The organism is Citrobacter sp. Cb023, from assembly GCF_030336805.1.
GTDB lineage: Bacteria > Pseudomonadota > Gammaproteobacteria > Enterobacterales > Enterobacteriaceae > Citrobacter > Citrobacter braakii.
This window is the reverse complement of sequence record NZ_JAOWCV010000040.1, coordinates 771,171-790,533: the sequence shown is the minus strand read 5'-3', so window position 1 is coordinate 790,533 and position 19,363 is coordinate 771,171. Positions and strand designations below refer to the sequence as shown.

Sequence of the window (19,363 nt, the reverse complement as noted above, 5' to 3'; positions counted from 1 at the left end):
TGCTAATAGCTTGCGAAATTATCATTTTGCAACCTAATAAGTCAGGGTAATCACGCCTATGAAACCTCGTCAGCGACAGGCAGCCATATTGGAGCATCTGCAAAAGCAGGGAAAATGCTCGGTTGAAGAACTGGCCCACTACTTTGACACAACCGGCACGACCATTCGCAAAGACCTGGTCATTCTGGAGAATGCCGGAACCGTCATTCGTACCTATGGCGGCGTGGTATTAAATAAAGACGAATCCGACCCGCCAATCGATCACAAAACGCTAATCAATACGCATAAAAAAGAGCAGATTGCCGAAGCCGCCGTCCGTTTTATTCACGATGGCGACTCGATTATTCTGGATGCGGGCAGCACCGTATTGCAGATGGTGCCGATGCTCACCCGCTTTAGCAACATCACCGTCATGACCAACAGTCTGCACATTGTTAACGCCCTTTCAGAGCTGGACAACGAGCAAACTATCCTGATGCCCGGCGGGACCTTTCGCAAAAAATCTGCGTCATTTCACGGTCAGCTGGCAGAAAACGCCTTTGAGCAGTTCAGCTTTGATAAACTCTTCATGGGCACCGACGGCATTGACCTCAATGCCGGCGTGACCACCTTTAATGAGGTGTTTAGCGTCAGTAAAGCGATGTGCAATGCCGCTCGCGAAGTGATTCTGATGGCTGACTCGTCAAAATTTGGGCGCAAAAGCCCCAATGTTGTGTGCAGTCTGGAAAGCGTCGACAAGCTGATTACCGATGCGGGTATCGACCCAGCGTTTCGTCAGGCGCTGGAAGCAAAAGGGATTGAAGTGATCATAACCGGAGAAACCAATGAGTGATGCACTACTGAACGCGGGCCGTCAGACGTTAATGCTGGAGCTACAGGAAGCCAGCCGACTGCCTGAACGACTGGGCGATGATTTTGTCCGCGCCGCCAATACTATCATCCACTGCGAAGGCAAAGTGATTGTCTCCGGGATTGGCAAATCAGGCCATATTGGCAAAAAAATAGCCGCGACCCTCGCCAGTACCGGCACGCCCGCCTTTTTTGTGCATCCGGCTGAAGCGCTGCACGGCGACTTAGGGATGATTGAAAGCCGTGATGTCATGCTGTTTATTTCCTACTCCGGCGGCGCAAAAGAACTGGATCTCATCATTCCGCGCCTGGAAGACAAGTCCGTCGCTCTGCTGGCAATGACCGGAAAACCGACCTCACCGCTGGGTCTGGCAGCCAAAGCCGTGCTGGATATTTCCGTTGAGCGCGAAGCCTGTCCGATGCGCCTGGCACCGACTTCCAGTACCGTGAACACTCTGATGATGGGCGACGCGTTGGCAATCGCCGTGATGCAGGCGCGCGGCTTTAACGAAGAAGATTTTGCCCGCTCGCATCCGGCGGGTGCGCTGGGCGCTCGTCTGTTAAATAAAGTGCATCATCTGATGCGCCGTGACGATGCCATTCCGCAGGTGACGCTCACCACCAGCGTCATGGACGCGATGCTGGAACTAAGCCGTACGGGTCTTGGCCTGGTGGCAGTCTGCGACGACGAGTCGCTGGTGAAAGGCGTCTTTACCGACGGTGACCTGCGCCGCTGGCTGGTTGGCGGCGGAGCGCTCACCACTCAGGTTAGCGAAGCAATGACCCATAATGGCATTACGCTGCAGGCGCAGAGCCGCGCCATTGACGCCAAAGAGATCCTGATGAAGCGCAAAATCACTGCCGCACCGGTGGTAGATGAAAACGGTAAACTCACCGGTGCTATCAACCTGCAGGATTTCTATCAGGCAGGTATTCTCTAATCCTTCAGCCCCAGACGTTTCGCCAGCCGGTGCAGGTTGGCGACGTCTGTTTCCAGCGCCCGCGCACTTGCCGCCCAACTGTGATTATTTTGCGCCAACGCCCGGCGGATCATCTCCCGCTGGAATGACTCCGTTGCCTCACGCAGGTTGCGATGCTGCGGGATCTCCGCAACAACCTCTGCCTGGGGAGCCGGGGTTTCATCCTGCAGGGCAAAATGCTGCGCCTCAAGCACCACTTCATCCCCTGCCCTGGTGGCCCTTGCCAGAACAACCGCCCGGTGAATGGCATGTTCCAGCTCGCGCACGTTCCCGGGCCAGCCATAATTCAACAGATGGCTACGCGCGCCGGGACTTAACACCACGCGGGAAAGTCCCAGCCGCAGCCGACATTGTTCGCAAAAATAACCGGCCAGCAGCACCACATCTTCGCCGCGTTCACGAAGGGGCGGTACGGAAAGGGGAAAGACGCTCAGACGGTGGAACAAATCCGCACGGAAATTCCCGGCCAGCACCTCTTCTCGTAAATCACGGTTCGTTGCGGCCAGCACCCGAACATCCACGCGTAGGCTGCGATCGTCACCCACACGCTGAATATCGCCGTACTGCAACACACGTAGCAACTTAGCCTGTAACGCCAGCGAGAGCTCGCCAATCTCATCGAGAAACAGCGTCCCATTGTCAGCCATTTCAAACTTACCGCTACGATTGCTGATAGCCCCGGTAAAGGCGCCTTTTACGTGACCAAACAGCTCACTTTCCGCTACGGTTTCCGGCAACGCCGCGCAGTTCAGATACACCAGCGGATTCACCGCGCGCGGCGAACCTTCATGGATAGCCTTAGCTACCAGCTCCTTCCCGGTCCCCGTTTCGCCGCTAATCAGTACGTTGAGATCGGATCCCGCCACAATCTCAATCTCTTTTTTCAACTGCAGCATATTGGGCGACAGGCCAATCATTTGGGTTTCAGTCACCTGCTCGAAGGCCGTCGACGGGCCCGGCAACATATTCTGGCTTTCCAGTTGTTCAATCAGCAGCGCATTGCTCAGCGCGCCCGCCGCCAGCGCGGCAATCAGCCTAAGCTCTTCATCGCTGAAAACATCGAATTGATCGGGCTCCATGCCATCCAGCGTTAACGCGCCAATCAGATTTTGACCGGCGAACAGCGGTAAGCCAATGCAGGCGTGTACCTTCAGGCTCTCCTGGCCCGGAATCAGCCCATCGTAAGGGTCTGGCAAATCGCTGTCAGCAGGGAAACGAACCACGTCCCCGGCGCGGGCAATCGCCTCCAGACGAGGATGCCCTTCCAGGGTAAAGCGCCTGCCGAGAACGTCCTGCGCCAGCCCATCGATCGCCAGCGGAATAAACTGTCGCGACTCATAGCGCAGCAATGCCGACGCGTCGCACTCCAACACCTGACGCAAGGTGGTTATCAGGCGTTGAAAACGGTCCTGATGTCCAATACCGCTTTGTAATTCAATGGCGATACCCGCCAGCACGTCTACGGAAAAACTCATGACGACCTCATTGTCATTTTGACAATTCATATTGTCATATTGACAATAAAATGAATAGTCATTTTGACTACCACCTTATAGGCATTAAAAAACAAACCCTTTAAAATCAACAAATAAAAAGTTGGCACGCAACCTGCAATAAGCAAAACATCTTTTTTAGAAAAACGCTGAATTAATTACTGAGGTTGCTATGTCTATTCTGGTTAAAAATAACATTCATTGGGTTGGCCAACGTGACTGGGAAGTTCGTGATTTCCACGGGACTGAATATAAAACGCTGCGCGGTAGCAGCTACAACAGTTATCTCATCCGTGAAGAAAAAAATGTCCTGATCGATACAGTAGACCACAAGTTTAGCCGTGAATTCGTGCAGAACCTGCGCAGTGAAATTGACCTGGCAGATATCGACTACATCATCATTAACCACGCGGAAGAGGACCATGCCGGTGCGCTGACTGAACTGATGTCCTGCATCCCGGACACGCCAATTTACTGCACAGCCAACGCTATTGACTCTATCAACGGGCACCACCACCACCCGGAGTGGAACTTCAACGTGGTGAAAACCGGCGACTCGCTGGACATTGGCAACGGTAAGCAGCTGATCTTCGTTGAAACGCCGATGCTGCACTGGCCTGACAGCATGATGACCTACATGACCGGCGATGCGGTGCTGTTCAGTAACGACGCCTTCGGCCAGCACTACTGTGATGAACGTCTGTTTAACGACGAAGTTGACCAGACCGAACTGTTCGAACAGTGCCAGCGTTACTACGCCAACATCCTGACGCCGTTCAGCCGTCTGGTTACACCGAAAATCACTGAGATTCTCGGCTTCAACCTGCCGGTGGATATGATTGCCACTTCCCACGGCGTGGTATGGCGCGACAACCCGACACAAATCGTTGAAATGTATCTGAAATGGGCGGATGACTATCAGGAAGACCGTATCACCATTTTCTACGACACCATGTCCAACAACACCCGCATGATGGCGGACGCCATTGCCCAGGGCATCAACGAAGTTGACCCCAACGTGGCGGTGAAAATCTTTAACGTCGCCCGTAGCGACAAAAACGAAGTCCTGACTAACGTCTTCCGCTCTAAAGGCGTGCTGGTTGGTACTTCAACGATGAATAACGTAATGATGCCAAAAATCGCCGGTCTGGTAGAAGAGATGACCGGCCTGCGTTTTCGTAACAAACGCGCCAGCGCCTTTGGTTCACACGGCTGGAGCGGCGGTGCGGTAGACCGTTTGTCCACACGCTTGCAGGATGCCGGTTTCGAGATGTCGCTGAGTCTGAAAGCGAAATGGCGTCCGGATCTGGACGCGCTGGAACTGTGTCGCCAGCATGGCCGTGAAATCGCACGTCAGTGGGCGCTTGCTCCGCAGCCGGAAACAATCGTCAAAACGGCAACCAAAGAGGAAGAGTGCGCCTGTGCCGCTGCGGCTGCCGCTGATCTTGGTCCAAGCATGCAGTGCAGCGTATGCCAGTGGATTTACGACCCGGCAAAAGGTGAACCGCTGCAGGATGTCGCGCCGGGAACACCATGGAGCGACGTGCCGGATAACTTCCTGTGCCCGGAATGTTCATTAGGTAAAGACGTCTTTGACGTACTGGCAACGGAGGCAAAATGAGCCGCGGAATTGTCATTATTGGTTCAGGCTTCGCCGCCCGCCAGTTAGTCAAAAATATCCGTAAGCAGGATGCAAATGTCCCGCTGACCCTGATTGCTGCAGACAGTATGGATGAGTACAACAAGCCCGATCTCAGCCATGTTATCAGTCAGTCGCAACGTGCAGACGACCTCACCCGCCAGTCGGCGGGGGAGTTTGCCGAACAGTTTAATTTGCGCCTCTTTCCGCACACCTGGGTAACCGACATCGATGCCGATGCTCACGTAGTGAAAAGCCAGGAGCAACAGTGGCCATACGACAAACTGGTGCTGGCGACGGGAGCGTCGGCCTTCGTACCGCCGATTACCGGACGTGAGTTAATGCTCACATTGAACAGCCAACAAGAGTATCGCGCCTGTGAAACACAACTGCGTGACGCCCAACGGGTGCTGATTGTCGGCGGCGGCTTGATTGGCAGCGAACTGGCGATGGATTTTTGTCGTGCTGGTAAAGCGGTGACGCTTATCGACAACGCCGCCAGCATTCTGGCTTCGCTGATGCCGCCAGAAGTAAGCAGTCGCTTACAGCATCGTCTGACCGATATGGGCGTACACCTGCTGCTGAAGTCGCAGATTCAGGGGCTGGAGAAAACGGAGTCGGGGATTCGCGCCACGCTCGATCGTAGCCGCAGCGTAGAAGTCGATGCGGTGATCGCCGCAACGGGCCTGCGCCCTGAAACCGCGCTGGCGCGTCGCGCCGGGTTGAACATCAATCGTGGCGTCTGCGTCGACAGCTACCTGCAAACCAGTCACCCGGACATTTATGCTCTCGGCGACTGTGCGGAAATTAACGGTCAGGTACTCCCGTTCCTGCAACCGATTCAGCTGAGCGCCATGTATCTGGCGAAAAACCTGCTCGGCGGCAATGCGCCATTGAAGTTGCCTGCCATGCTGGTAAAAGTCAAAACGCCGGAATTACCCTTGCATCTGGCTGGGGAAACCCAGCGCCGCGATCTGAACTGGCATATTGCCGCCGAAGCGCAAGGGATGGTGGCCAGAGGGATGAACGATGCAGGCCAGCTATGTGCCTTTGTCGTCAGCGAAGACCGCATGAAAGAGGCCTTTGCGCTGCTGAAAACGCTGCCAGTGTAAGTACAGGATACCGTTGCTTGATTTATTAACCTCACGCACATGGATGTGCGTTGCCACTTGTCGGTATGCCCCGACCTGTAGTTCTTGCCCCGCCAGTCCCGGGGCTTTTTTTATTTTTGCGCCAACGCCCGCGCCGCGGCAATCACGCCCTGCCCCAACGACAACCCGCCATCGCCCGCCGGTAAACGCTGCGGGAACAGTAAGGTAAAATCATGCAGATAAAACGCCAGCCGGGCTGACAATAAGCGGTTATGCATCACACCTCCGCTGAATACCAGCGTCTTAATCCCCCGCTCTTCGGCCTGCAAACGCATCAGGGTGGCAAACCCACGCGCCAGCGCGTCGTGAAACGCCCACGCTCTTTCGGCAGGTTTGACCTGCCAGGTCAACCATTGCTGCCAAAAAACCGCTAAGTCCAGCTGATTGCCATCAAGCGGCACCGTGACAGGGTGCTCAACGCCAGCACATTGCGATGCCATCGCCTCCAGCGCGCAGGCCGCCTCACCTTCATAACTCAGCGATTTCGGCGCACATTGAAGCGCGGCGGCAACGGCATCAAACAGCCGTCCGCACGATGACGCCAGCGGTGCGTTAATCCCCCGCTCAATGGCGCGCGCCAGCACGTTCCAGTTTTGATGTTGCAGCACCGATGTTTCCGGGTAGCGCTGCCAGTCAGGAACAAAACGCAGGCACTGCGCGAGCAAATTGCGCCACGGCTGTTTTGCCGCCAGATCGCCCCCCGCCAGCGCTACCGCCGGTAAGCCGCCAAGGTGTTCGCATTCACGATAGTTGACCCGCAAACACTCCCCCCCCCACAGCGCGCCGTTTTCCCCCATGCCGATACCGTCTAACGTCAGGGCAATCACGTCGCCACCGTCGAGCGACCAGCCGTGCTCGGCCAGACACGCAGCGGCATGCGCATGGTGATGCAGCACCGTTTCGGTTGGCAGATTCATTTCGCTGGCCCACTGGCTGGAAACATAACCAGGGTGTGCATCATGCACGATACGCTGCGGCGTAAAGTCATAAATGTTCTGGATCAGGCGCAGCGCATCACGCCACTGCTGCTGAATGCCGTCATCGCTGAGATCGCCCAAATGCTGGCTGATAACCGCCTGTTCACCACGCACCAGGCAGAAGGTATTTTTCAGATCTGCGCCCAGGCAAAGCATCGGCGGCACGTCGTGAAATCCTGGCGGCAGCGCCACCGCATCCGGCACGTAACCCCGTGAACGACGCAGCATCTCCCCACTGTCGCGTACCACAGAGTCATCCATCCGCTGCACAATTTCGCGGTTATGCAACAGGAAACCATCGGCAATTTCGTGTAAATCTTCCAGCGCCTGCGCGTTGGTAATAGCGGGCGGTCTGCCGCTGAGATTGCCGGAGGTCATTACCAACGGACACTTCATCTCTTGTAAGAGCAAATGCTGCAACGGATTCGCTGGCAGCATGACGCCCACTTCCGTTAACCCTGGCGCAATGCCCTCGCTCAATGCTGCGATATAGCGTTTCTGCACCAACACGATCGGCGCGGCTGGGGTTGTCAGCAAACGATGAGCGGGTTCAGGCAGTCCGTCATCACCGGGCAGCATCACTGCCAGAGGTTTTGCCGGACGGTGTTTGCGCAGCCTGAGCAGCGCTACGGCGTCATCATTTTGTGCATCGCACACCAGATGAAACCCACCAATCCCTTTAACGGCCACAATACCGCCTGCTTTCAGGCGCGATACTGCCGCCTGCAACGCCTCTTCTTTCTCCGCCCGCTCACCCGCGCTAAACCATTCGAGGTGGGGACCGCATGCCGGACAGGCAACGGGCTGGGCATGGAAGCGACGGTCGTATGGATCACGATACTCTTTATCGCATTGCGCACAGAGTGGGAATGACGCCATCACGGTAAACGGGCGATCGTAGGGCATGGCGCGGATAATCGTAAAGCGCGGGCCACAGTGGGTGCAGTTGATAAAGGGATAACGATAGCGGCGTTCGCCGGGGGTGTTCATTTCAACCAGACATTCTGGACAGGTCGCGGCATCCGGAACGATTTGCGTATTCATCGTGCCGCCAGCACTTTGCCGAATCGAGAAATCGGCAGGCGGCTGCGTCCAGGCGAACGGTTCGCTCTCAACGCTGTCAATGCGCGCCAGCGGCGGGCAGTGTTGATGCAATTGCGCAATAAACTCTGCCGGATCTTCCTGTATACGCACAACCACACCGTCACCGTCGTTACACACATCGCCATGTAACTGTAACCGCTGCGCCAGTTGCCAGACGTAGGGGCGAAATCCGACGCCCTGTACCTTACCGCGAATACGCAGCTGTACGCCGGAGTGGTTGTTTATTGTCATGATGAATTCCCGCGGTATTGTATCCCTGAAATGTCCGTTTGCCGGATGGCGGCTTCGCCTTATCCGGCACGTATTTTACGCGGATTTTCAGATATCAGAACAGCAAAGATGCCGTGGAATCCAGCGCCGCGCGACGGCGTTTTTCAGCGCTCAGTTGCTCAAGCTTATTGCGATCCACATAAATCAGCGCGTGAGTCGGGCAGACTTCCATACAGGCAGGGCCGGCCTCACGATGGTGGCACAGGTCGCACTTATTGGCTTCGGCTTTTTCTGCCCGGACGTTCAGACCTGCCCCGCTGTTACGAACAACCGGACGCACGACCACTTCCATTGCGCCATAAGGGCAAGCCACAACGCAGGTTTTACACCCAATGCAGCGCTCCTGCATCACGTGAACAAAGCCTTTATCACGGCTGATTGCACCGTTCGGACAGACGTTAGCGCACGGCGCGTCTTCACACTGGCGGCACAGCGTCGCCGTGGAGACATTAACGCCTTTGATGACGTGAATGCGGGGTAAAAAGGTTTCAGGGGTCAGCGATGCGCAGTCCTGGTTATCCTGATGGGATACCACGCAGGCCACTTCACAGGTACGGCAACCAATGCATTTATTGGCGTCTGCAATGATGAAACGGTTCATCAATTTCTCCAGCAATGACAGATTATCTGCCGAAGCATTCATAAATCGTGCCAGAATTTAATTAACTGTTATTAAAGGTTTTTTATTTTGATGAATGCAGAGAAGCCGTGTCATCGTCACTAGTGACGATGACAAATGACAGCCGTCAGCGCAAAACGAGCGGCGCAACAGAGTCGCGTTGAATGAGTTCACCGGTGAAGGTTTTTGGCGGCGTAAACGCCCCGTCATCCAGCATAAAGATCAGGCGGCCTATCGTTTCCTGGATCATTTCCGTTACCGGGATTTTGACGCTGGAAAGCGCCGGAATAGTGTATGGCGCGATGGCGATATCGTCGAAGCCAATCACCGACACCTGAGCAGGGACGCTCACGCCATGCGCATGCAACTGCTTTATCGCACCGATCGCCATATCATCATTGCTGGCCACCAGCGCGGTAAAATTGACCTGACGCGAAAGCAAAGTATCGACTCCCGCTGCGCCGCAGGCTGGCGTCCATTTCCCTTTAACAATCAAATCATTATTAAGCGGAATGCCATGATGTGCCAGCGCGTCTTTATAGCCTGAAAGTCGCTCCACGCCGGTAGGCGAATCCATCGAGCCGGTAATAAAACCAATCTCTTTGTGCCCGGCGGCAATGAGCTGAGTAACGGCGTTAAAACTGGTTTGCTTTTGATCGCACCACACGCAGTGGCTGGTATTTTTCCGCAGCCGCCGATTAAGCACCATAATCGGCTGGGCGTGGGCGTCAATGATATCGTCTATCTCATCCACGCTAAGAAAACGCGGATAGATCATAATCGCGTCACAGCGCAGGTCGAGCAGGTACTGGATCGCCTGACGCTCTTCCTCTGCGCTGTGCTTACCGTCAGCCAGCAACAACTGGCGTCCCTTATCTTCCGCCATCCGCGCGGTATGAAACAGCAGTTCGCTGAAATAGACGCCGTGATAAAGGGTGTTAGTTACCACCAGACCAAGCGTCTGCGTGGTTTTCGCTGCCAGACTGCGTGCCAGCAAGTTAGGGCGGTAACCACTCTCTTCAATGGCCTTAAACACGCGGTCTCTGGTTTCCTGGCTGACATAGCCATTCCCGGAAAGCACCCGGGAAACCGTCGCTTTCGATACCCCGGCACGCTTCGCCACCTCCAGCATCGTGGTCATATTACTCATCCCTTTTCTCTCAATGTGACGCAGTGTACTGCACCGTTTCGCCGCTGTCCTTGCTGCTAAATTGCAAACGCTGACATCTGGTGATCGGAGTCACAATTATAAAAAACGATCAAAATTAAACCTTGCCCATTGAGTTTAATTTAAACATGATTTTGTGGAACCGGTTTCCTATCTGCGTTTCATCAACCCAGAAAAGCGACCAACGTGAACGGATAAAACATAACGTACTCTACTGATAAAACAGGATTAAATCCGATGTCCAAAAATTATGCAGCGCTGGCGCGCTCGGTTGTGACGGCTCTGGGAGGCGTGGACAACATCACAGCAGTGACCCACTGTATGACCCGTTTGCGTTTCGTTATCCAAGATGACTCGCAGGTCGACAGCACGACGCTGAAGACGCTCCCTGGCGTGCTCGGCGTGGTGCGCAGCGATAACCAGTGCCAGGTGATCATCGGCAACACCGTTTCGCAGGCGTATCGCGAGGTAGTCAGCCTGTTACCTGCCAATATGCAACCTGCAGAGCCGCAAACCAAACCTCGGCTGACGCTGAAGCGGATTGGCGCGGGGATCCTCGACGCGCTGATCGGCACAATGTCCCCGTTGATCCCGGCTATTATCGGCGGATCAATGCTCAAGCTGCTGGCAATGATCCTCGAAATGACCGGCGTGCTGGTAAAAGGATCGTCCACGCTCACTATTCTGACCGTAATCGGCGACGGCGCCTTCTTCTTCCTGCCACTGATGGTCGCCGCCTCAGCAGCCATAAAATTCAAAACCAACATGTCGCTGGCAATCGCCATCGCAGGCGTACTGGTGCATCCCAGCTTCATCGAACTGATGGCGAAGGCCGCGCAGGGTGAGCACGTTGAGTTTGCCCTGATCCCGGTGACGGCGGTGAAATACACCTACACGGTGATCCCGGCGCTGGTCATGACCTGGTGTCTGTCCTACATCGAACGCTGGGTCGATCGCATCACTCCGGCGGTAACCAAAAACTTCCTTAAACCGATGCTAATCGTGCTGATCGCCGCCCCACTCGCCATCGTCATCATTGGCCCGATCGGTATCTGGATCGGTAGTGCAATTTCAGCACTGGTTTATACCATTCACGGCTATCTCGGCTGGCTGTCGGTGGCCATTATGGGCGCATTGTGGCCGCTGCTGGTGATGACCGGTATGCACCGCGTCTTCACGCCAACCATTATTCAGACCATTGCCGAAACCGGAAAAGAAGGCATGGTGATGCCGTCAGAAATTGGCGCCAATTTGTCGCTGGGTGGTTCATCGCTGGCAGTGGCATGGAAAACCAAAAACCCGGAACTGCGTCAGACGGCGTTAGCGGCAGCCGCCTCGGCCATCATGGCAGGCATTTCCGAACCCGCGCTGTATGGCGTGGCGATCCGCCTGAAACGCCCACTGATTGCGAGTCTTATCAGCGGCTTTATCTGCGGTGCCGTTGCCGGAATGGCCGGACTGGCGAGCCACTCCATGGCGGCTCCAGGCTTGTTCACCAGCGTACAGTTTTTCGATCCAGCCAATCCGATGACCATCGTTTGGGTGTTTGGCGTGATGGCGCTGGCGGTCGTGCTTTCCTTTGTATTAACACTGCTCCTCGGCTTTGAAGATATTCCCGTCGAAGATGCAGCCGCGCAGGCCAGAAAAAACCAGGCCGCGCAACCAGGCAATATCAATAGAGCCAGCATTTGACTGGTATGAACTGAGGTTAACTATGTCTGTTTTTCCGCAAGGATTTTTATGGGGCGGCGCACTGGCCGCCAACCAGTCTGAAGGGGCATACCAGGAAGGCGGCAAAGGGCTGACCACCGTCGATATGATCCCCCACGGCACAAACCGCATGGCCGTCAAACTGGGTCAGGAAAAACGCTTTACACTGCGGGATGACGAATTTTATCCCAGCCATCAGGCAATCGACTTTTATCATCGCTATAAAGGAGATATCGCGCTGATGGCGGAAATGGGGTTTACGGTTTTTCGTACTTCCATCGCCTGGAGCCGTCTCTACCCCAACGGCGACGAGCTGACGCCTAATGAAGAGGGTATCGCGTTTTACCGGGCCGTGTTTGCCGAGTGTAAAAAATACGGTATTGAGCCGTTAGTTACGCTGTGTCACTTCGATGTGCCGATGCATCTGGTCAGCGAGTATGGCTCCTGGCGTAACCGCAAAATGGTGGAGTTCTTTACCCGCTATGCCCGTACCTGCTTCGAGGCCTTTGACGGTCTGGTGAAGTACTGGCTAACGTTCAACGAAATCAACATTATGCTGCACAGCCCTTTTTCTGGCGCCGGACTGGTGTTTGAAGAAGGAGAGAATCAGGATCAGGTGAAATATCAGTCCGCCCACCACGAACTGATTGCCAGCGCTCTGGCAACTAAAATAGCCCATGAAATTAATCCGCAAAACCAGGTCGGCTGTATGCTGGCGGGCGGTAATTTTTATCCTTATTCCTGTAAACCGGAAGATGTGTGGACCGCGCTGGAAAAAGACCGCGAAAACCTGTTCTTTATTGATGTGCAGGCGCGTGGGGCTTACCCCGCTTACTCTGCCCGTGTGTTTCGCGAAAAAGGCGTGGTGATAGAAAAAGCGGCGGGAGATGACGATATCCTGAAAAACACCGTCGATTTCGTCTCGTTTAGCTATTACGCATCGCGCTGCGCCTCCGCTGAAATGAATACTGGCAATACCAGCGCCGCTAACGTGGTGAAGTCGCTGCGTAATCCGTACATTGCCGCCAGCGAATGGGGCTGGGGCATCGACCCACTCGGCCTGCGCATCACCATGAATATGATGTATGACCGCTACCAGAAGCCGTTGTTTCTGGTGGAAAACGGGCTGGGGGCGAAAGATGAGAGCGATGCTAACGGCGAAATCAATGACGACTATCGCATTAGCTATTTACGCGAGCACATTCGCGCCATGGCAGATGCTATTGAGGATGGCGTGCCGCTGCTGGGCTACACCACCTGGGGCTGTATCGATCTGGTTTCAGCCTCAACCGGTGAGATGAGCAAACGCTACGGTTTTGTGTATGTGGACCGCGATGACGCGGGCAACGGCACGTTAGCGCGTAAACGCAAAAAATCGTTCTGGTGGTATAAGAAAGTGATTGCGAGCAACGGGACCGATCTGGAATAACAATGTTGCCGGATAACGGATGACGCCGCCATCCGGCAACACGTATTATTCAGAATATATATACCCGCTGTCTGTTATCATTTTTATTGTACAACTTTAGGATTTTGCAGCAGCGGCAAAGGCGCTTCGCCCAACGCGTGGACCTGACCAATAATTGTCGCGCTCCGGCCAATCTGTAATGACTCAACATTCGTACTATTATGGGAGCCAAACTGGAACTGAATCACGTTGTTCGTTTTATTATTTTCGTCTTTCAGGCTGACAAGATAAGAATAAGCATTGGAAATACCATTAACCTTACGAATATCAATGACCACGCCCCGCAGCTTCACCCATTCACCAAGATAGTCCTTATTGGCTTTAACAGGATTTAAGGTATAGGGCGCGACAAAATCAGCGACGGACAAGGTTGGCATTGACGCAGCTGATGACTCCCCCGGTTGAAATAATCGGTCTCCCGCAGAGAAGAACGCGTCAGCCGCCGTCTCGCACCCGCTAAGAAGAGAGGAAATAATAATTAAATTTACCAAACGTATACCTGAACGCATAAATAACTCCTGTATATTAATTTCCCATATATTCAAATTCTAAATAATTCGAGTATATAACCTCCCTGAACAACGCCGAAATATAATATAACTCCCGTATTAGTAAAAGAAGAGAATATTCCCCCCCAGCTATTATCAACTTCTCATCCGTTCATTATTTGCATTCTATTTTCTGGATCTGCCTTCCAGTTTCGGGTTTGCCCTCCCGCCTTTTTACTGGCATTTTATTCAGTAGTTTTCCATCTCTTTATTTGTAACAAGGGAGTGTTTATGTCTGGTAAAAATGGCAATGCAGAAGCGGTTATCAACAAGCCATTACGTCATTTTAAAGTCAGCTATGTCAGAGTTCGGCATGAAGATCGCAAGACCGGTTTTACACGACGTATAAGCCGTCATGCTTCACTCACGATGAACGGAGACTGGCTGGAACAGGCGGGGTTCCCAACGGGCACGTCAGTAAAAGTATCGGTTACGCAGGGGAAATTAATTATTGAACAAGCAGGTGAATAGTCTGTTTCGAGGGTGTCGACGTTATCCGGATGGTGGTAATGCGACACACCATCCGGTATTCAGTGCCCTCAGGCTCAGGCTTCCGGTGCCTCTAATTCAGCGAACCCACCGTGTCCTTCCCACCCGGCTAATCGCTGATAGACGGTATCTACCGCATCTTTGATCGGCTGTGTCATCGGGTAGTAAAAACCGACAATATCCGGCTGGATACCAAGGAAAATCACCTCGCCAACGTCGTCTTTCAGCTGATCGACCAGGTAGTTCAGCGGCATGTTGTGGGTGGTCATCATGAACATCTCGGCAATATCATCAGGATCGATAATGCGGATTTCACCCGGATTTAGCCCCATGTCGGTAGCATCCACAATCAACAGACGCTGCGGGCGCAACTCACGGATGGCGACGATGTCGTTTTCCGGCGCGCTACCGCCGTCGATGACAACCCATTGACCTTGAGGATTTGCAGCACACATTTCGGCCAACAGCGGCCCCGCGCCGTCATCGCCCATCATGCTGTTACCCACACATAATAAAACGTCAGTCACGATGTCTCCTCACCATCAGATAGATGGCGCTTTCCTGGTGGATATCGTGAAGCATGCTAAGCATCAGCTTGCTCCACTCCTGCTGCTGCGGAGTCTGCACGGCACGCGCATCATCGAACGCGCGCGCCAGCATCTGCACATGGTTGAAATCGATGACGATCTCGCCGTACTTCGGCACGCCTTCCATTTTCCGGCGGGCTTCACTGCCTTCGGCAAGCGTGGCAATCCACGCCAGATATTCATCCCACGGACAGGTTAACGCCGCTTCCAGGCAATCGATGATCCCAAGGTGGTGACCAATCGCCAGGCTGTAATAGACAACCTGCTGCGCCTCAGCGGGCGTTGCATCGTTCTCATCAATAAACTTACGGCTCAGTTGACTGAACACCACCGTTTCACTCATCGGATACGCGCCTCTTCGACAACATGATTAAGATGCGTGACGATCTCGGTCAGACGCGGATCGTTTTCCGCTTCCAGCCAGCGCGCCACCTGATGCTCGCCCTGCCCTAACTGCGTCATATAGTCATCAGCAATCTGGCGACCGTAACGGTAGCCCGCCAGACGGCGTGCTTCACGATCCACCTTCACGCGCAGCGGCTGAACCATGTTCGGATGCAGAATTTCAGCCGGCTGTTCGTCCAGTTCACCTGGCGCACGCGCGTGAATTTTTTGTTCCAGCAGACCCAGCGCCATTGCAAAACCGTACAGCGTAGCCGCAGGCGTTGGCGGACAGCCAGGAATATACACATCCACCGGTACGATTTTATCCGTGCCGCCCCATACGCAGTATAAGTCGTGGAAGATACCGCCGCTGTTACCGCAGGCACCGTAAGAGATACAAATTTTCGGATCTGGCGCAGACTGCCAGGCGCGCAGCGCCGGAGAGCGCATGGCACGCGTTACCGCGCCGGTAAACAGCAGGATATCCGCATGGCGCGGTGATGGTACAACTTTGATACCAAAACGTTCGGCATCAAACAGCGGAGAAAGCGTAGCGAAGATTTCGATTTCACAACCGTTGCAGCCGCCGCAGTCCACACGGTAAACGTACGCTGAACGCTTGATGCTTTTAAGCAGCGACGCTTTCATGCTGGCAATGGATTCATCCACCGTCATCGGTACCGGAATACCGTTGGCGTCACGTGGGCCTAATAAATTGCTCATCAGCTGGCCTCTTTCATATGGCGAGTCAGTTCAATACGGTCAGACGGCACCAGGCATTTCTGGCGCTTACAATCCGGGCAGGTCTCAAAGCTTTCACGGTGGTTTTCCGCACGGCTGTCGCCGTTGTGCTTAAGTAGCGCAATGGCGTAATCGATCTCTTTTTGTACCGCAAACGGGCGGTTACATACGCGACAATTACACAGCGCAAAGCGGGACTGCTGCAGGAAATCCTCTTTCTTCCACACCGCCAGTTCATACTCCTGCGACAGCTTGATTGCCGCCGTCGGGCAGACTTCTTCGCAGCGGGCGCAGAAGATGCAACGGCCGAGGTTGAACTGCCACGCCAGCTCATGGGTGACCAGATCGGTTTCTACCGTCAGCGCGTTCGACGGGCACGCATTCACACAGGCCGCACAGCCAATGCACTGCTGCGGATTGTGTTCCGGTTTGCCACGGAAGTTTTTATCGACCGCAATCGGCTCCAGCGGATACGACGATGTCGGCGCCCCGGTTTTGATGACTTTTTTGATAAAGGTAAACATGGCGATTCCTTATTTCAGCGGCGAGTTTTTACGCTCGATGCTGTAGCGCTCAAGTTCTTTGTACGGCACGACTTTGCTCTTCTTCTTACGCACATCGACCACGGTCATACGGTCGGTACAGGAGTAGCAAGGATCGAGGCTACCGATAATCAGCGGGGCATCGGAAACGGTGTTGCCACGCAGCATGTAGCGCAGCGTCGGCCAGTTGGCGTAAGTCGCCGCGCGACAGCGCCAGCGATACAGTTTCTGGTTGTCGCCAGTCATACTCCAGTGGATGTCATCCCCGCGCGGCGCTTCAGCAAAGCCCAGCGCAAAGCGGTGTGGAATGTAGGTAAAACCTTCCACAGCCAGCGGGCCGCCTGGCAGGTTGTCCAGACCAAAGTCGATCATATTCAGTGCGGTGTAGACTTCATTGATACGGACTTTCAGACGAGAAATAACGTCGCAACCCTGCTCACTGTGAACTTCCATCGGCAGCAGGCCATAGCCCACAAACGGGTGATCGGCGCGGGTGTCACGCGCATGGCCGCTGGCGCGTACCATCGGGCCGACGTTACTGAAGTCACGGGCAATCTCCGGATCCAGACGGCCAATACCTACGGTACGCTGTTCCATGTTCGGCGTGCTGAGCAGCATATCGACCAGTTCCTGCACGTCACGACGCATCTGCTGCGCCAGTTGACGGGTCTGGATCATATCCTCTTTCAGCAGATCACGACGAATACCGCCGATCAGGTTCAGACCGTAAGTTTTACGTGCCCCGGTGAGGATCTCCGCCATCTTCATGGAGGTTTCACGCACGCGGAAGAACTGCATAAAGCCGGAGTCAAAACCGGTAAAGTGACAGGCCAGGCCGAGGTTCAGCAGGTGCGAGTGCAGGCGTTCAACTTCCAGCAGAATGGCGCGGATCATCTGCGCACGTTCCGGCACGACGATGCCCATCGCGTTCTCGACGGAGGTGGTATAGGCGGTGCTGTGCGCAAAGCCGCAAATGCCGCACACGCGGTCGGACAAGAAGGTCACTTCGTTGTAACCCATGCGGGTTTCCGCCAGCTTCTCCATGCCGCGGTGGACATAGAACAGACGGTAGTCGGCGTCGATGATGTTCTCGCCGTCAACAAACAGACGGAAGTGACCGGGTTCATCAGAGGTGACGTGCAGTGGGCCAATCGGCACTACATTATTTTTCTTGTCTCCCAGTTCGTTGATGAACTCGTAGGTTTCAGCATCGGTAGTCGGCGCGGGGCGCTGGCGATAATCCATGCTGTCTTTACGCAGCGGGTAGAGTTCGTCCGGCCAGTCATCCGGCAGTACCAGACGACGCTCATCGGGCAAACCAACCGGGATCAAACCGTACATATCGCGCACTTCGCGCTCGCCCCAGACCGCAGCAGGCACGCGCGGCGTGACGGACGGGAACTCCAGCTTATTGGCATCGACTTCAACGCGCACGGTAATCCAGCACTTGGTACCCTGCTCCATCGACAGCACGTAGTAAACGGCATAATGACCGCACAGCTGACGTTCGTCGTTACCAAACAGCACGGACAACCAGCCGCCCTGTTTGTAGTACAGGAACTCCACCACTTCCGGCAGGTAGTTCACCTTGACGGTGATCGTCAGCTGATCTTTGGTCTGCCAGGCTTCATCCAGCACGACGCCCGGGAAGGCCTGGTGCAGCGCCGCGAGATATTGTTGACCTAATTTTTCTTCAGACATGCTCAAACTCTCTTAAATCACGCCACCAGCAAGGAGACGAACGCTAAAAACGCAAACCCAAAACCGGCCCAGGTCACGCGTGAAGTGGCGCAAAAACGCAGACGCGCCATGCTGTTTTCGAACAGGGCGATGACCAGCACGCCGAGAACCAGTTTGACGACGGCAATCACCAGCGCCAGCAGCAGCCCACCCAAGGTGAAGGTTTCCATCTGTCCCCACGGCAGGAACACGCCAACGAACATTTGCAGAACGACCAGTTGCTTAAGGCTAATGCCCCATTTCAGCACCGCAAAACCGCTGCCGCTGTATTCGGTCAATGGACCTTCCTGCAGCTCCTGCTCTGCCTCTGCCAGATCGAACGGAAGTTTGCCCATTTCGATAAAGGTGGCGAAAGCACAGGCGCACAGCGCCAGAATCAACGGAATGCTGCGTGCAGCTGGCCAGTGATAAATGGTATCGGCGATATTGCTGATATGCGTTGAGCCAGCAACCTGCGCCGCTACCCACAGACCCAGCAGCAGGATAGGTTCAACCAGCACGCCGAGCATCGCTTCGCGGCTGGCGCCAATAGCGGTAAACGGGCTACCGGTATCCAGGCCCGCGATAGAGAAGAAGAAGCGGGCGATGGCGAACAAGTAAATTAAGGTGATCAGATCGCCCAGTTGCGGCAGTGGTGAGCCAACGGTCACTACCGGCAACGCGGTGGCGATAGTCAGCATCACACCCACCATCACAAACGGCGTCAGGCGGAAAACCCAACTGGAATCTGCAGGCGCAATGCTCTGACGGCCCAGCAGTTTGATGATGTCGCGGTATTCCTGCAAAACGCCCGGACCGCGGCGATTGTGCAAACGCGCACGTGCCACGCGGGTAATACCGGACAGCAGCGGCGCAACGGCAAACAGCACCAGCGCCTGAATTAACGGATATAAAACACTCATTC

The 19,363-nt window shown here is 54.7% G+C and carries 18 protein-coding genes; 7 read left to right on the top strand and 11 right to left on the bottom strand.

Annotated features, from left to right (window positions below):
* The first annotated feature begins 58 nt into the window (after positions 1 to 58).
* The gene (srlR, locus tag OGW44_RS24555) at positions 59 to 832 is read left to right on the top strand and encodes a glucitol operon DNA-binding transcriptional repressor SrlR (protein ID WP_003037350.1); all 774 of its coding nucleotides are present in this window, start codon (positions 59 to 61) and stop codon (positions 830 to 832) included.
* Positions 825 to 1,790: an arabinose-5-phosphate isomerase GutQ gene (gene gutQ / locus OGW44_RS24550; RefSeq protein WP_046274841.1), complete on the top strand. Its 966-nt coding sequence runs from the start codon at positions 825 to 827 to the stop codon at positions 1,788 to 1,790. Before srlR ends, gutQ begins: the two co-directional genes overlap by 8 nt.
* On the opposite strand, the gene norR is transcribed toward gutQ, so the two are convergent.
* Positions 1,787 to 3,304 carry a nitric oxide reductase transcriptional regulator NorR gene (norR, locus tag OGW44_RS24545; RefSeq protein ID WP_016154174.1) on the bottom strand — a complete coding sequence of 506 codons (1,518 nt, stop codon included), beginning with the start codon at positions 3,302 to 3,304 and terminating at the stop codon, positions 1,787 to 1,789. The genes gutQ and norR overlap by 4 nt on opposite strands.
* 190 nt (positions 3,305 to 3,494) lie before the next feature.
* Here norR and norV point away from each other — a divergent pair, with 190 nt between their 5' ends.
* Positions 3,495 to 4,943, top strand: coding sequence for an anaerobic nitric oxide reductase flavorubredoxin (gene norV / locus OGW44_RS24540; RefSeq protein ID WP_185654482.1), 1,449 nt, complete (start codon positions 3,495 to 3,497; stop codon positions 4,941 to 4,943).
* Complete coding sequence (norW, locus tag OGW44_RS24535; protein WP_103284142.1) at positions 4,940 to 6,073, top strand: NADH:flavorubredoxin reductase NorW; 1,134 nt, start codon at positions 4,940 to 4,942, stop codon at positions 6,071 to 6,073. The genes norV and norW overlap by 4 nt, the downstream gene beginning before the upstream one ends.
* Positions 6,074 to 6,183: 110 nt before the next feature.
* Here norW and hypF read toward each other — a convergent pair whose 3' ends face one another.
* The 3 genes from hypF to OGW44_RS24520 all read right to left on the bottom strand — a co-directional run bounded on the left by hypF (position 6,184) and on the right by OGW44_RS24520 (position 10,223).
* Positions 6,184 to 8,424: a carbamoyltransferase HypF gene (gene hypF / locus OGW44_RS24530; protein WP_185654481.1), complete on the bottom strand. Its 2,241-nt coding sequence runs from the start codon at positions 8,422 to 8,424 to the stop codon at positions 6,184 to 6,186.
* Positions 8,425 to 8,518: 94 nt separating this feature from the next.
* On the bottom strand, positions 8,519 to 9,064 hold the full coding sequence (hydN, locus tag OGW44_RS24525; protein WP_003037366.1) for an electron transport protein HydN: 546 nt from the start codon (positions 9,062 to 9,064) through the stop codon (positions 8,519 to 8,521).
* Between the two features lie 145 nt (positions 9,065 to 9,209).
* Positions 9,210 to 10,223: a LacI family DNA-binding transcriptional regulator gene (locus tag OGW44_RS24520; protein ID WP_185654480.1), complete on the bottom strand. Its 1,014-nt coding sequence runs from the start codon at positions 10,221 to 10,223 to the stop codon at positions 9,210 to 9,212.
* A gap of 264 nt (positions 10,224 to 10,487) precedes the next feature.
* Here OGW44_RS24520 and ascF point away from each other — a divergent pair, with 264 nt between their 5' ends.
* Together ascF and OGW44_RS24510 are read left to right on the top strand one after the other, a co-directional pair.
* On the top strand, positions 10,488 to 11,942 hold the full coding sequence (ascF, locus tag OGW44_RS24515; protein ID WP_185654479.1) for a PTS cellobiose/arbutin/salicin transporter subunit IIBC: 1,455 nt from the start codon (positions 10,488 to 10,490) through the stop codon (positions 11,940 to 11,942).
* Between the two features lie 22 nt (positions 11,943 to 11,964).
* A complete protein-coding gene (locus OGW44_RS24510) occupies positions 11,965 to 13,389 on the top strand; it encodes a 6-phospho-beta-glucosidase (RefSeq protein ID WP_185654478.1) in 1,425 nt (474 codons plus the stop codon).
* 83 nt (positions 13,390 to 13,472) lie between these two features.
* On the opposite strand, the gene OGW44_RS24505 is transcribed toward OGW44_RS24510, so the two are convergent.
* On the bottom strand, positions 13,473 to 13,937 hold the full coding sequence (locus OGW44_RS24505; RefSeq protein WP_016157319.1) for an OB-fold putative lipoprotein: 465 nt from the start codon (positions 13,935 to 13,937) through the stop codon (positions 13,473 to 13,475).
* Positions 13,938 to 14,207: 270 nt separating this feature from the next.
* Here OGW44_RS24505 and OGW44_RS24500 point away from each other — a divergent pair, with 270 nt between their 5' ends.
* Entirely contained in the window at positions 14,208 to 14,447 is a 240-nt protein-coding gene (locus tag OGW44_RS24500; RefSeq protein ID WP_016154182.1) for a SymE family type I addiction module toxin, read from the top strand.
* A gap of 74 nt (positions 14,448 to 14,521) precedes the next feature.
* Here the strand turns inward: OGW44_RS24500 and hycI are convergent, their stop codons facing one another.
* Genes hycI through OGW44_RS24470 form a run of 6 tightly spaced genes read right to left on the bottom strand, consistent with a single transcriptional unit; the run spans position 14,522 to position 19,361 of the window.
* Positions 14,522 to 14,992, bottom strand: a complete 471-nt coding sequence (gene hycI / locus OGW44_RS24495; protein WP_016154183.1) for a hydrogenase maturation peptidase HycI — start codon at positions 14,990 to 14,992, stop codon at positions 14,522 to 14,524.
* Positions 14,985 to 15,395, bottom strand: coding sequence for a formate hydrogenlyase maturation HycH family protein (locus OGW44_RS24490; protein ID WP_003037385.1), 411 nt, complete (start codon positions 15,393 to 15,395; stop codon positions 14,985 to 14,987). Before OGW44_RS24490 ends, hycI begins: the two co-directional genes overlap by 8 nt.
* Entirely contained in the window at positions 15,392 to 16,159 is a 768-nt protein-coding gene (gene hycG, locus OGW44_RS24485) for a formate hydrogenlyase subunit HycG (RefSeq protein WP_049040387.1), read from the bottom strand. The genes OGW44_RS24490 and hycG overlap by 4 nt, the downstream gene beginning before the upstream one ends.
* Positions 16,159 to 16,701 (bottom strand): formate hydrogenlyase subunit HycF, encoded by a 543-nt coding sequence (gene hycF, locus OGW44_RS24480; protein WP_016154185.1) that lies wholly within the window; start codon positions 16,699 to 16,701, stop codon positions 16,159 to 16,161. Before hycF ends, hycG begins: the two co-directional genes overlap by 1 nt.
* Before the next feature lie 9 nt (positions 16,702 to 16,710).
* A complete protein-coding gene (gene hycE, locus OGW44_RS24475) occupies positions 16,711 to 18,420 on the bottom strand; it encodes a formate hydrogenlyase subunit HycE (protein WP_016154186.1) in 1,710 nt (569 codons plus the stop codon).
* A gap of 17 nt (positions 18,421 to 18,437) precedes the next feature.
* The gene (locus tag OGW44_RS24470; protein WP_016157320.1) at positions 18,438 to 19,361 is read right to left on the bottom strand and encodes a respiratory chain complex I subunit 1 family protein; all 924 of its coding nucleotides are present in this window, start codon (positions 19,359 to 19,361) and stop codon (positions 18,438 to 18,440) included.
* Positions 19,362 to 19,363 lie beyond the last annotated feature (2 nt).

Coding starts and splice junctions, on each gene's coding strand:
- norV (WP_185654482.1), top strand. CDS start 3,495: ATGTCTATTCTGGTTAAAAATAACATTCATTGGGTTGGCCAACGTGAC.
- hydN (WP_003037366.1), bottom strand. CDS start 9,064: ATGAACCGTTTCATCATTGCAGACGCCAATAAATGCATTGGTTGCCGT.
- ascF (WP_185654479.1), top strand. CDS start 10,488: ATGTCCAAAAATTATGCAGCGCTGGCGCGCTCGGTTGTGACGGCTCTG.
- norW (WP_103284142.1), top strand. CDS start 4,940: ATGAGCCGCGGAATTGTCATTATTGGTTCAGGCTTCGCCGCCCGCCAG.
- OGW44_RS24490 (WP_003037385.1), bottom strand. CDS start 15,395: ATGAGTGAAACGGTGGTGTTCAGTCAACTGAGCCGTAAGTTTATTGAT.
- OGW44_RS24520 (WP_185654480.1), bottom strand. CDS start 10,223: ATGACCACGATGCTGGAGGTGGCGAAGCGTGCCGGGGTATCGAAAGCG.
- OGW44_RS24470 (WP_016157320.1), bottom strand. CDS start 19,361: ATGAGTGTTTTATATCCGTTAATTCAGGCGCTGGTGCTGTTTGCCGTT.
- OGW44_RS24510 (WP_185654478.1), top strand. CDS start 11,965: ATGTCTGTTTTTCCGCAAGGATTTTTATGGGGCGGCGCACTGGCCGCC.
- hycG (WP_049040387.1), bottom strand. CDS start 16,159: ATGAGCAATTTATTAGGCCCACGTGACGCCAACGGTATTCCGGTACCG.
- srlR (WP_003037350.1), top strand. CDS start 59: ATGAAACCTCGTCAGCGACAGGCAGCCATATTGGAGCATCTGCAAAAG.
- OGW44_RS24505 (WP_016157319.1), bottom strand. CDS start 13,937: ATGCGTTCAGGTATACGTTTGGTAAATTTAATTATTATTTCCTCTCTT.
- OGW44_RS24500 (WP_016154182.1), top strand. CDS start 14,208: ATGTCTGGTAAAAATGGCAATGCAGAAGCGGTTATCAACAAGCCATTA.
- hypF (WP_185654481.1), bottom strand. CDS start 8,424: ATGACAATAAACAACCACTCCGGCGTACAGCTGCGTATTCGCGGTAAG.
- norR (WP_016154174.1), bottom strand. CDS start 3,304: ATGAGTTTTTCCGTAGACGTGCTGGCGGGTATCGCCATTGAATTACAA.
- gutQ (WP_046274841.1), top strand. CDS start 825: ATGAGTGATGCACTACTGAACGCGGGCCGTCAGACGTTAATGCTGGAG.
- hycF (WP_016154185.1), bottom strand. CDS start 16,701: ATGTTTACCTTTATCAAAAAAGTCATCAAAACCGGGGCGCCGACATCG.
- hycE (WP_016154186.1), bottom strand. CDS start 18,420: ATGTCTGAAGAAAAATTAGGTCAACAATATCTCGCGGCGCTGCACCAG.